Source organism: Paenibacillus sp. W4I10, from assembly GCF_030816325.1.
GTDB classification, from domain to species: Bacteria; Bacillota; Bacilli; order Paenibacillales; family Paenibacillaceae; genus Paenibacillus; species Paenibacillus amylolyticus_B.
Genome location: NZ_JAUSXX010000001.1, coordinates 1845003 through 1857168 on the forward strand (window position 1 = coordinate 1845003; position 12166 = coordinate 1857168).

A 12166-nucleotide genomic window follows, 5' to 3' on the forward strand; every position below is an offset into this window, starting at 1 on the left:
CTTATTTCTCTTCCAGGTAGTTATATACAGGTTGTGCAGCGTTTAAGGTTAGGTTGGTAAGGATATGAGAAGCGGACACCACTTCCAACACAGGCAGATCTGCAAGAGGTGCCAACGCATGTTCGAACAATTGAAGCCGGGCAGGTCCTGTCCAAGCTTCCTTCACTTCGATGTCCGTAATTTGAGTACGGATCAGATCACATATTCTTAAATTCCCGGTATAGTCCGTAGCAATCTTAATCATAAAATTAGGTCGGCATATTTCACGTTTGGCGAGCTCCTTATCCATCTCCATGTGTTTATAGCCCATCGTTGCCGTCGCTACACGCAGCGTTCCATAATCAAGTGTGCCAACCAGTGTATCTGAATCGGTATACAACTTAGGCGCTCCCAGCTTTTTAGGATATGCGGTGAGCTCTCGACCACTTGCAATCGCGGGGAAATTGTCTACGTACATCGAATGCACATAATCGCCTTCCTCCCCATTAAATTGAACAGGGATAACTTGTCCAGCTTCTGTATAAGCCCCCAGTCCAGAAACATCCGGCATCCACATCACTTCGAATTTAACCAAAGGTTCAGTAATTTCCAGTGGTTCTGGTACGGTAGCCCGCAACGCTTTTTCATCGGTCCGGTAAATAATATTCAAATATTCACGATTCACGAATTTGTACGGTGGCATTGGGTATGCCGGAGCTGTTAGCGGTGTATTCAGATTTTTAGCTATGTTATTCACATCGATTTTCATCAAAGACACCTACCTTATAAATTTAGTTGAATTTGTTATATTAAAATTTGAACTGTATCTCATAAAAAAATTCTACATCAATATTTAAATTTAATATAATACATAATAAGTACTATATATATTTATCAGAATAAATAAGGAGTGTACTTGTATGGAATTGCTTCAGCTCAAATACTTTCAGACTGTTGCCTATACTGAACACATCTCCAAGGCAGCTGCACAATTGAATATCGCTCAACCTTCCCTAAGTTTAACGATCAAAAGACTTGAGGATGAACTGGGTACCCCCCTATTTCATAGGAGAGGACGAAACATTCAATTGAACTCCTCAGGTGAAATTTTATTGAAACATGTGAACAGGATTTTTATTGAAATTGAAAATGCAGAGATGGAGATTAAAGCGGAGGAACAGCAAATATCCAATACAATCAGGATCTCAATTACAAATACTCGGTTCCTCACAGGTCTCATTAGTGACTATATCAACGCTTCCCCCGAAACCAAGCTTCATCAGGGTATTGGAACCCGCAGTGAAATTATTACAGGTTTGAAGAAAGGCGACATGCATCTGGGGATTACGGGGCATCCGATTCAGGATGAGGAGATTGAGAGTTTTGTCCTGGTTGAGGAGGATATTGTTCTGGTTGTGCCCACGGATCATACATACGGCGGAGAAACAAGCATTTCATTAAGTGTTGTTGCAAATGAGCCCTTTATTTCCCTTGCCGATAATAAGGAGTACAGCCGGTTTACCTCCATGCTCTGTGAAAAAGCAGGTTTCCTGCCCAAACATGCATTTGAGGTCGATTCTCATACGCTGCTTGAAATTATCAGGCTTAATCAGGGTGTTGCATTACTTCCGATCTCCGTATGTAGAACACTAGGGTTACGTTATGTAAAAATTGCTGATGATTCAGCGATATATCCTATTAGCCTATCCTGGGTCAAACAAAAATGGTTATCTCCTGCTGTAAGAGAATTTCGTGATTTTATTACTTCGTACTATGAAGACCATGCTGGCTTGTTTAAAGTGGAGTAGGATTTTTTTGAAAATAGTAAAGAGCAAAGACCACATTAGCCCTTTGAAGGAGCTGACGTGGTCTATTATCGTTCTCTATTCTCAGCTATACTGCAGTCTATCCTTATACCAAACGTCCGGAATCATCTTACGCTCCAGTTCCAACAATTCATGGATGATCTTGTCCGCGTCACTGATGGAACTTACGAGCGGGTCGGTGAGCATCGCCCTTCTCAGCTTCTCGTAGCTCTGTTCCAAAACAGCTTCAACCGTAAGCTCATGCGTATCCAGTACAAGTTCTTGCATACCTCTAATTCCACGTGGCATCTCGCCTATATGGAGTGGCTTCACTCCATCCATATCTACATCGCACAGTAGTTCCAGGAACGAATCGGTATTCATATTGGTTACAGCGCCTTGATTGAGCGTATTGATGAAGAATTTTTTGCCCAAGTTCCCCACCATGTTCTCAATGATGTCGGTCGCATGATCCGGCCCAAAAGTACTCATGTAATCGGCGATGGGGATGTTCCCTGCAAGAAAGTCATCCACCTGACGCCACATTTCGTCATGACGCTCATACCTGTCCTCTGTCTCCCAGATCGATAATGGAGGAATGGCGTCCTCAGTTTTGCCAAGACCTTGCCAATACCGAACGTATTCCTTCGTATGCGCCGTACAAGTGGGAATGATTCCGAAAATATCATATAGTTCATAGGTAATTGCATCGTTAAAAATAGCTTTTGCGCCGCGATCACCGCCGTTATTCTCCTCACCTGCCAGCTTGCGCATGGCTTCTGCAATTGTGGGCATCACATTTTTTCCTTCATACTCGGCTTTGAGCAGCCAAGTGAAATGATTAACACCAGCGATGCGAAAATCGAATTTCTGGTCTATTTCTGCGGTGAACTGGCTTGTATTTTCGATGATTCCGGCTCGTACGGCATAATAGGCTTTCTTATGCGGCATATGATGACTATCGCACAGCGCAAACGATTTAAGCTTCGGTGCATATCGATGTAATGCAATGCCATGAACGGTAGACGGGTTAATATAATTGATCACCCACGCATCCGGACACAACTCCTCGATGTCTTTAGTGCATTCCATAATAACCGGCAGTTCACGCATCGCACGAAAGATCCCGCCCGGGCCAATCGTATCGCCAGAACACATGCGAATCCCATACTTTAGAGAAATCTGGCAGTCGATGCCCCGATATTTTACCGATTCTTCCGCAAAGCTGAGTACAACGAAGTCGGCTCCCGGTAGTACCTGTCTTCGGTCCACTGAACCCTCAATCTTTAGGGATACGTTGTTCTCCTTGGCGACCATTTCCGCTAGTGTTACCATTTTTGAGAGCCGTTCCTCATCCGTATCCACCAAAGCCAGCGTTCCCTGATTCAGATATGGGGAGTGTACCATCTGCCAGATGGACTGCCGACCAAAAAACAGGCTGCCCGCCCCAATAACAACTACCTTTGGATGCTGTGTGCTTTTAACCTTCATCTATAACCCCTCCTCGTAACGATATAAGTTCATTATAGGTGAGTGGGCTGGAATCGGAATGTGTGATAGTTTTCAATACATGTCATATCGTACGGTAGTTAACAAGAGATAATTCCTTTGATATGATAGTGAAAAATAAAGGATGTCATAAAGTAGAGAGGAATGAGTTGGGTTAGATGCATGCAGGAACTGTAAATATGAGTGTAATCGACGAACTTTCGGAGTATATCATACTTCGTATGAGCTCTTATTTGGAACAAACGCACGACAGCAATTGGACGGAGCACAAGTCTCATTCCGATTATGATCTGTGGTTCATTACAGCAGGCTCCGTCCAGATTACCATCAATGGAATCGAGCATATGGCAGAACCGGGTGACGTGGTGTTTTTTTATCCGGATATGCCCTATATGGCTTCCACGACCGGAGAGTTGTGCCGATTCGTATACATGCACTTTGATTTCAGCATCGCTGAGCAAAAGCGAATTCTCGGCGAGTTTCAACTTCCGGGTATTGTACCTGGCAATCTGATTCATGAGGAATCAACGCTGTTCACCTCATCCTATCGAAGGTTCAAGCAGAGTAGCGGCGCTTCCGGAAGTCCGCTTTACTTGAAAGCCTCTTTACTTCTCGTCATCGCCAAAATTTTGGAATTACATAGGCAAGGGCTGTATCACGGTGAGTTTCTGAAAGACCGAAAACCGAGGAAGATCGAAGGAAGTCTGGAGGTTCTGCAGAATGTCTTCCCATACGTGGATGCGAACCTGCATCGTGCCATCCGAGTTAACGAACTTGCAGATATTGCCGGCGTCTCTGAGAAATATTTTATATCTTTGTTCAAAAAAATTCTCGGTATAACACCGGGGCAGTATATCAATCAGATCAAAATGAACCGGGCCAGAGACTATCTGTATGAGAAAAAATATACGATCCAGCAAATTGCCGGATTTCTGGGTTATCCCGATCCCTTTACGTTCTCCAAAGCATTCAAAAAATTCTACAACGTGCCCCCTTCCAAATTTGAATAACATGCCGCAGACAAACAAAGAGGCAACCGTTCGATCCGGCTGCCTCCCCACTTGATGAATCGGGTACCAGCGTAAGTACATGTGTATTGCTGATGTCAACAGCTTTGTTAAAATTAATAATAATCTCCTCCAGTAAACATTGTTTGGACGGTTTCCCGCACTGCAATGTCCACAAAAGGAATCCCTGTAACGCAAATATCCTTCTGTGAACCTAAAGCACAATCACCTTATTAGACATTGAATTCACTCCTCTTGTTTGAATATTACAAGTTTACATAATTATCCTTTATTTTACTAGTGTAAAATAAAGAACCGCCCATACGGGCGGCGTGTAAGAATTTTGTATAATTAAAGAATCTCTCCATTGGACTCAATAACTTGTTTGTACCAGTAGAAGGAATCCTTGCGGGTTCTTTCCAATGAACCGTGTCCTGCATTGTCTTGATCCACGTAAATAAATCCATAACGTTTTCCCATTTCAGAAGTTGAACAGCTAATGATATCGATAGGTCCCCAGCTAGTGAAACCCATCAATTCAACGCCGTCAGCGACAGCTTCTTTCATCTGTTCAATGTGGCTGCGCAAGTAATTGATGCGATAAGGGTCATGGACTGCCCCGTCCTCTTCCGGTGTGTCGATAGCACCCAGCCCGTTCTCAACGATGAAGAGCGGCATCCGGTAACGATCATACAATCGGTTCAGCGCGACGCGAAGACCAATTGGATCGATAGGCCATCCCCATTCAGTAGCTTTCAGATGAGGGTTTTTGATCTGACTTACCAGCATACCAGAGTTGCTGTTGTCATTGGGGTCATATTTTCCGATATACGTCATGTAATAACTGAAAGCAATAAAGTCCACGGTATTGTCCCGGATAATGGCATCATCCTCAGGTGCTTTAATCAGTACAATGCCATTTTCCTCAAAATATCTTTGCATATAGGATGGGTATTCGCCCCGTGCCTGTACCTCTGGGTAGAACAGGTTCATCTGATCTTCCTTCATCGTCTGCAACACATCTTCCGGTTTACTAGAAGCAGCATACGTTTCCAGGCGGCAGATCATACAGCCAATCTGAGCATTGGGCATCTTCTCTTTACCACTTTTGACAGCCAGTGAGCTTGCAACAAATTGATGATGAGTTGCCTGATATGCCACCTGTTCCTGTGTACCTTTAATTTTATCTTCCAGAATGCCGCCGCCAGTATACAGACTTGTCAGCATCATATTCATTTCATTAAAGGTGATCCAGTATTTCACTTTGTCTTTGTAACGGTCAAACAGCGTATTGGCAAATTTCAGATACAGATCGATCATCTCGCGGCTTTCCCAGCCGTTGTATTTGCGGGTTAACTCTACGGGCATCTCGTAGTGCGAGATCGTTACGAGCGGTTCAATCCCGTATTTCAACAGCTCGTCCAGCACGTTGTCATAAAACGCCAGACCAGCTTCATTGGGAACAGCCTCTTCTCCTGTCGGGAAGATCCGTGTCCACGCGATCGAAAGACGAAACACTTTGAAACCCATCTCCGCAAACAAGGCAATGTCTTCTTTGTAGCGGTTGTAGAAATCCACGCCGTTCCTTTTCGGGAAATATACGTCTGTGTTACCGCTCAGGTATTCTTCCAATTGAACAGAATCGACGTCGAAGGTGAAATCCTTGCCATTGCGCTCCTCATGAGGAACGAATGGAGCCATGTCTGAGGTAGAGAGTCCTTTGCCGTCTGCATCATATGCACCTTCGAGCTGATTGGCAGCGGTAGCTCCGCCCCATAAAAATCCTTCAGGAAATGAGTGTTTAATTGTTTTTGTCATGTTGTTTCTCTCCTTTTTTTGTATGTGGTATTCATGAAGCTGTCAACGAACGGTGAGGAGAAGCAATTCATTCATTGGAATCACCCCCTTCACCTGAACAGGTACTACATCGAGGTAATCAGGCGTATTGGTTACGATGACTGGTGTCACAAGATTAATACCTGCACCCTGAATGCCATCCATATCAAATTCCAGAAGCAACTCACCCTTTTTCACTTCTTGTCCGGCAACTACCTTCACGTCAAAATATTTTCCTTTGAGCGACACACTGTTTAGTCCAACATGAATGAGAATGTCGATTCCACTGGAGGAGGTCAGCATAATCGCATGTTTACTTTTAGCAACCAATGTGACGGTTCCGTCAAAAGGAGCTGTAACACGTCCATCCTGCGGACGAATGGCAATACCTTTCCCGGTCAATTCCTCGGCAAACGTTTGATCCGGAAGCTCTGAGAGCGGCACCAATTCACCAATGAGCGGGCTGAACACCTCCCCTTTCTTTTCCTCAATGGAATGTACTGTGACAGGTGTTACCATCTCTTGAGAAAAGGAAATGGTTGTATCTTGTTCCTGTTCGGTTAATGTTTGTGTTGAGTCGGGCATGGCGGAATTGCGTGTATTTGGCTCATCCCATTTGAGCAGCAAAGTCACCACGAAGGAAACGCTAAAGCTGATGCCAATTCCGATTAATGCATACCAGAAATTGGACATACCACCATTCGGGCCAATGTATAACGGAAGTGAAAGCAATCCTGGTACAGCAAAACCGAAGCATTTCAGACCCACTGCGGTTATAAATCCACCCCCTGCTGCTCCACCGATGAGTGAAGCGTAAAATGGTTTTTTCAGCTTCAAGGTGACACCGTACAGTGCAGGTTCAGTAATGCCAAGCAAGGCGGATATACCACTGGATAAAGCAATGGATTTCATTCTTTTATCTTTGGTCTTGAGGAAAACAGCCGTGACTGCACCAGCCTGGCTCATATTAGTTATCAGGTTGATCGGAAGCAAAAGTACGTCATATCCGAGTTTGCTCAGATTCTGCAATGTGCCTGGGAAGAACGCATAATGCATTCCCGTCATAACAATCAGCGGCATGAATCCGCCAAGAATAATGCCGGTTAACGGACCCGAATGGGCAAAGAGCCAAGAAGTGCCCATTTCCAGATAGATGCCCATGTAATTCCCTAGGGGGCCAATAGCAATTAATAGAATCGGCACCGTGATGACTAGCACAATCATCGAGGTAAAGATGACTTTGACCGGACCGGGAATAAAACGATCCACCCAGCGATGTACATAACTCAGAAGCCACACACCCAGAATAATGGGAATAACAGACTGGGTGTAATTCACAATGGACACGGGTAGCGAGAGAAAACGAATCGGTTCATGCTGGTTTGCCAGATACGCGTTCAGAATCGTAGGATACAATAAAGTACCTGCAAGCGTCAGAGCGATATATTCATTCACTTTGAACTTTCGGGCTGATGATAGGGCCAGAAGAAAAGGCAAGAAATAAAAGGCCGCATTTGCTATTGAAGACAGAACTTGATACTCACCGCTTTTCTCCTGTATCGCTCCAAGTGTAACGAGCAGTGCCAGAATCCCCTTTAACATCCCTGTACCTACGATGGCAGGCAGAATTGGAGTGAAAATGCCGGAGATCGTATCCAAAACAGCATTAATCCCTTTAGAGCGTGGCGCGTCTGTTTCGGGCTTCGATATGCTACTCTGCTTCATTTGATCCTCGATCTGCTCATATACGGCTGCAACCTGGTTGCCAATGACCACCTGAAACTGATCGTTCTGAAACTGTGCGCCGAGCACACCATCAAGCGCTTTGATCTGTTCCAATTGAACTTTGTTTTGCTCTCGAACGTTGAAACGAAGCCGTGTGATGCAATGCCAGGCTTGGGTAATATTCTCTTGCCCTCCTGTTAACTGGATAATTTCTTTGGACAACTCCCGATGATTCATGTTGCTTCCTCCTTTTTTGGCGAAAAAAAAACCAAATGTAATACCGGCCCGCCGCAGATGCGGAGTCGGAAACATTTGGTGGTGCCTGATCGAATCAGTAACACTCCATATTCAATTCATTTTGATGATGGTATAACTTCAAACAGGTTGTATGGAGATCAATCCGTATCGGTACGGGATGTCACTCTCTCGATGTGGATCATGAGATATACCATCTCATCGGGAGTAATCACAAATCCGCGTTGCTGCTCCATCGCCTCCTTTATTTTGAGTGCGCATTGGAAACTGACAGGATACCGCTCCGACAATACATCATATAGAAATTGTTGATCTTTGAACGAGAGCACTTCACGGTTCAACTGACGAACAATGAAGTATCTCAGATGGGTGATGAACCTGGAAAAATCAGCAGATTCCTGATTCAGTGCCATTCCAAAATGTTCAGTCATGATACCTAAAATGTCATTAATCATCTGTGTAATTTTAATCGTTTGGTTCATACTGCCCGAGTCGAATTGTGAGTTCACGAAATGAAGGGCAATTGAACTTGATTCACCAGATGGCAGTGAGACTAGAAAAGCATCATTGATTTTTTGAACTGCCCATTCTCCGGCACGGTATTCGGCAGGATATAGATGGCGAATGTCCCAATGAAGCGGATTTTGCACATCCACGCCTTTTTTGAAACGATCCAGTGCAAAATGAATATGGTCCGCCAGTGTTAACAGGATCGAGTCATTCAGCTTTTTTCCAATCATCGTCTTGCCTTCTTCAATAATCTGATCCGTAATGTCGATGACTTGCAGAGGGATATCGTTGAGAAACTGCTCGACTCGCTGATATTTATCATTCGAGCCGATTCGGAACATTTTCTGGATCTGGCTCTGCTCAATCGGCTGTCCCTTTACTTTTTTGAAGCCAACACCCGTTCCGATGACAATGACTTCACAGCCTTCGGCGTCTTCCGCCAGTGCGATGTTGTTATTTAACGATTTTTTAAACCTCATGATGTAATCACCCCCAGTATGCAAAAAGCACCACCAATGTCCAATACACAAGTAATAAACAAACTTGTGAAATCCAGACTTTGGTGGTGCCTGATCGAATCAGTGACACTCCTTATATAGCTGTATCTTATATCAGCTATGTAATCGTTGTCAATACCATTACTCTGGAATTGTTCTGCGTGTGGTTCATCGTGGAACTTTCCCTCTATAAATTGTTATCAAAACGCATAACCTATTCATCTGGAGTCTTATTTTCCTGAGCATCATAATAGTATCGAATCAGAATATCCTGATCATAGTTGCCAAAACCTTTGCCAAACAGCGTGAGTCCGCCTCGGCCATCTACTCCTTCTTCCGGTCTTAATCCAAAGGTCCAATAGGTGGATGCACCCAGATTCAGGTCTTGAACGCGCACGTCCGAGATGCGCTGACCATCAATAAACGTGCCTTCCCCGTTAATACGCAGCATTTTCAATACACCATACTGGTTGACATCCAGCTTCCACCATAGTGGAGTATGTTTACCTTTCCGATCCCCGAAATCGCCAGGGCTTGTCCAAGTACCGAGATCATTTCCGTTAAGGGTAAAGCGAATATCAGACGGCCAGTTTTCGTTCACCTTTGGCGCTTCCGAGCTTAGTTCAAGGGAAATTTCAATCTCTCGAAGATGCTGATCATTGTACAGATAATTGGGAATCTTATATTCAAGAAAACCTCGTGCCATCCAAAGGATTCCCGCGTTCACCCGATCCGGGTCCATAAAGCAGGCCGGTGTGTCGTACTGTCCAATCATCTGCGTAGTTGTCGCAATCCCGCAGGTCGGCCATGCTTCATAATCTGTATATTGACCTACCGGTATGGATATTTCATGGTAAGGAGCGTCAACAAGCTCTGGTGACAGGTTAATAGTCATGAACTCTCGTACGATAAAACAGTACTTATAGGTTCCGCCGTTCTCCCGTTTCATTCGGCTACCGACAATTCCGGCTTTTTGCAGCTTGCTTACATGTGTACTTACAATAGCTTTGCTCAGAAAAAGCTCTTGGGCAAGCGCATTGATATGCATTTCTCTTTTTTGTAGCAGCAGGCGCACAATGTTTAAACGGGCTTCACTTGCCAGTGCCTCGTAAATTAGTAATGAAGCTGCATCTGTCCCAAGCATCATGATGTTCACTTCCTTTTTTGAGTAAAATCGATCTATTTAAATTTTAGGATTCGCTATTTTACGAACTCATTAAAATGAACTTGCTCAATATATAAGCATTATGATACATATTAGATAACAAATCAATGATTTGATTTTGCTTTTAAGCGAATTCAATATCACTATTACTTCTTTCAAGAATATGAATTCATCCAATGGAGGTACTTACCATGCTTACATCCAAAATGCTTATCGATAAAGACTTTCAGATTGCTGAAGTAGATCCGCGTGTCTATGGTTCATTTATAGAACATCTGGGGCGGGCCGTATACGGCGGTATTTATGATCCAGGTCATCCTACTGCCGATGCTCAAGGTTTTCGTCAGGACGCCATTGAAGCGATCAAGGCTCTGAACGTACCCATCGTTCGGTATCCGGGCGGAAATTTCGTATCCGGTTACAATTGGGAGGACGGCGTTGGTCCGGTAGCGGAGCGTAAACGCAGACTTGAACTGGCATGGTGGACGATTGAAACGAATGCGGTAGGAACAAACGAATTTGCAGATTGGGCCAAACTGGTTGGAACCGAAGTGATGATGGCTGTAAATCTGGGTACTCGCGGCATTGATGCGGCCAGAAACCTGATTGAATACTGCAACCACCCATCTGGCACATACTGGAGTGATCTGCGTATCTCTCACGGTTACAAGGACCCGCATAAATTCAAAACCTGGTGTCTAGGCAACGAAATGGACGGCCCTTGGCAGATTGGTGCAATGACTGCATATGAATATGGCCGTATTGCCAATGAGACCGCTAAAGCGATGAAATGGGTTGATCCGGAAATTGAGCTTGTGGCTTGCGGCAGTTCCAGCCGTGACATGAGTACATTTGCAGATTGGGAAGCAACCGTGCTGGATCTCACCTACGAAAATGTGGACTACTTGTCCCTGCATCAGTATTACAACAATAACAAAGACAACACATATGACTTCCTGGCGACATCGCTGGATCTGGATCAATTTATTGATAGTGTGGCTTCAATCTGTGATTTTGTACAAGCCAAAAAACGCAGCAAAAAGAAATTAATGCTGTCTCTGGATGAATGGAATGTCTGGAAATCCATCGGCACGAGCCGTATGGAAGAACGGTGGCAGATTGCGCCTCCAGAGTTTGAAGATGTGTATACACATGAAGATGCACTTGCTGTGGGCTGTTACCTGATTACCATACTCAAACACGCCGATCGTGTAAAAATGGCTTGCCTTGCTCAGTTGATTAACACCATTGCACCAATCATGACCGAGAATAACGGAGCGATCTGGTTCCAGACGACCTATTTCCCGTTCATGCATGCATCCAACTTCGGACGCGGTACGGTGTTACGGTCCATCACAACTTCACCTAAATATGATTCCAAAGACTTTACAGATGTACCTTATCTCGAAGCGATCAGTGTGCATGATGAAGAGAACGGTACGATCACAATCTTTGCGGTAAACAGACATCTGGATGAGCAGTTGGAACTCAACGTAGACCTGCGCTCCTTCGGAGAAACGACATTCGTGGAGCATATTGTACTGGAGAACAACGATCTGAAAGCAACCAATACGAAAGAAAACCCGCGCAACGTTGTTCCTCACAATGGCGGTTATACAACGGTTGACCAGGGTAAAGTGCAAGCAGTCTTGAACAAAGCATCATGGAACGTGATTCGCCTCAAAACCAAACAGGCATAAAGGCTTAATAACAGCGGAATAGAATCGGTTTCCACTCTGCAACATCAGCATTGTTTTTCGCACCGCGTGCAGCTCCCTGCGCGCGGTGCTTTTTGCTGAATGAGGGTAGTCGGCCCAACTACATAGTTCCAAAGTTAGACGTTTGGTGCGTATTGGAAATCTCAGTTTTTATTCCTCA

At 44.5% G+C, this 12166-nt stretch carries 9 protein-coding genes; 3 read left to right on the top strand and 6 right to left on the bottom strand.

The features are described from left to right. Window position 1 precedes the first annotated feature (1 nt). The gene (locus QF049_RS08260) at window positions 2-748 is read right to left on the bottom strand and encodes an acetoacetate decarboxylase (RefSeq protein WP_307536446.1); all 747 of its coding nucleotides are present in this window, start codon (window positions 746-748) and stop codon (window positions 2-4) included. 151 nt (window positions 749-899) lie between these two features. Between QF049_RS08260 and QF049_RS08265 the strand changes: the two genes are divergently transcribed. Then, window positions 900-1787 (top strand): LysR family transcriptional regulator, encoded by an 888-nt coding sequence (locus tag QF049_RS08265; RefSeq protein ID WP_307536448.1) that lies wholly within the window; start codon window positions 900-902, stop codon window positions 1785-1787. A gap of 81 nt (window positions 1788-1868) precedes the next feature. On the opposite strand, the gene QF049_RS08270 is transcribed toward QF049_RS08265, so the two are convergent. Further along, window positions 1869-3275, bottom strand: a complete 1407-nt coding sequence (locus tag QF049_RS08270) for a family 4 glycosyl hydrolase (protein ID WP_307536451.1) — start codon at window positions 3273-3275, stop codon at window positions 1869-1871. Window positions 3276-3451: 176 nt separating this feature from the next. On the opposite strand from QF049_RS08270, the gene QF049_RS08275 reads away from it, so the two are divergent. Next, window positions 3452-4303 (top strand): AraC family transcriptional regulator, encoded by an 852-nt coding sequence (locus tag QF049_RS08275; RefSeq protein WP_373428224.1) that lies wholly within the window; start codon window positions 3452-3454, stop codon window positions 4301-4303. A 348-nt stretch (window positions 4304-4651) separates the two neighbouring features. Here the strand turns inward: QF049_RS08275 and QF049_RS08280 are convergent, their stop codons facing one another. The 4 genes from QF049_RS08280 to QF049_RS08295 form a co-directional block, all read right to left on the bottom strand. After that, complete coding sequence (locus QF049_RS08280; protein WP_307536455.1) at window positions 4652-6118, bottom strand: glycoside hydrolase family 1 protein; 1467 nt, start codon at window positions 6116-6118, stop codon at window positions 4652-4654. Window positions 6119-6160: 42 nt separating this feature from the next. Further along, on the bottom strand, window positions 6161-8098 hold the full coding sequence (locus tag QF049_RS08285; protein WP_307536457.1) for a beta-glucoside-specific PTS transporter subunit IIABC: 1938 nt from the start codon (window positions 8096-8098) through the stop codon (window positions 6161-6163). Between the two features lie 158 nt (window positions 8099-8256). Then, the gene (gene licT / locus QF049_RS08290; protein WP_307536459.1) at window positions 8257-9105 is read right to left on the bottom strand and encodes a BglG family transcription antiterminator LicT; all 849 of its coding nucleotides are present in this window, start codon (window positions 9103-9105) and stop codon (window positions 8257-8259) included. A 232-nt stretch (window positions 9106-9337) separates the two neighbouring features. Further along, window positions 9338-10270 carry an ArsR/SmtB family transcription factor gene (locus tag QF049_RS08295; protein WP_307536461.1) on the bottom strand — a complete coding sequence of 311 codons (933 nt, stop codon included), beginning with the start codon at window positions 10268-10270 and terminating at the stop codon, window positions 9338-9340. A 209-nt stretch (window positions 10271-10479) separates the two neighbouring features. On the opposite strand from QF049_RS08295, the gene arfA reads away from it, so the two are divergent. Further along, complete coding sequence (gene arfA, locus QF049_RS08300) at window positions 10480-11988, top strand: arabinosylfuranosidase ArfA (protein ID WP_307536464.1); 1509 nt, start codon at window positions 10480-10482, stop codon at window positions 11986-11988. Window positions 11989-12166 lie beyond the last annotated feature (178 nt).

Coding starts and splice junctions, on each gene's coding strand:
- arfA (WP_307536464.1), top strand. CDS start 10,480: ATGCTTACATCCAAAATGCTTATCGATAAAGACTTTCAGATTGCTGAA.
- QF049_RS08260 (WP_307536446.1), bottom strand. CDS start 748: ATGAAAATCGATGTGAATAACATAGCTAAAAATCTGAATACACCGCTA.
- QF049_RS08280 (WP_307536455.1), bottom strand. CDS start 6,118: ATGACAAAAACAATTAAACACTCATTTCCTGAAGGATTTTTATGGGGC.
- QF049_RS08270 (WP_307536451.1), bottom strand. CDS start 3,275: ATGAAGGTTAAAAGCACACAGCATCCAAAGGTAGTTGTTATTGGGGCG.
- QF049_RS08285 (WP_307536457.1), bottom strand. CDS start 8,098: ATGAATCATCGGGAGTTGTCCAAAGAAATTATCCAGTTAACAGGAGGG.
- licT (WP_307536459.1), bottom strand. CDS start 9,105: ATGAGGTTTAAAAAATCGTTAAATAACAACATCGCACTGGCGGAAGAC.
- QF049_RS08295 (WP_307536461.1), bottom strand. CDS start 10,270: ATGATGCTTGGGACAGATGCAGCTTCATTACTAATTTACGAGGCACTG.
- QF049_RS08265 (WP_307536448.1), top strand. CDS start 900: ATGGAATTGCTTCAGCTCAAATACTTTCAGACTGTTGCCTATACTGAA.
- QF049_RS08275 (WP_373428224.1), top strand. CDS start 3,452: ATGCATGCAGGAACTGTAAATATGAGTGTAATCGACGAACTTTCGGAG.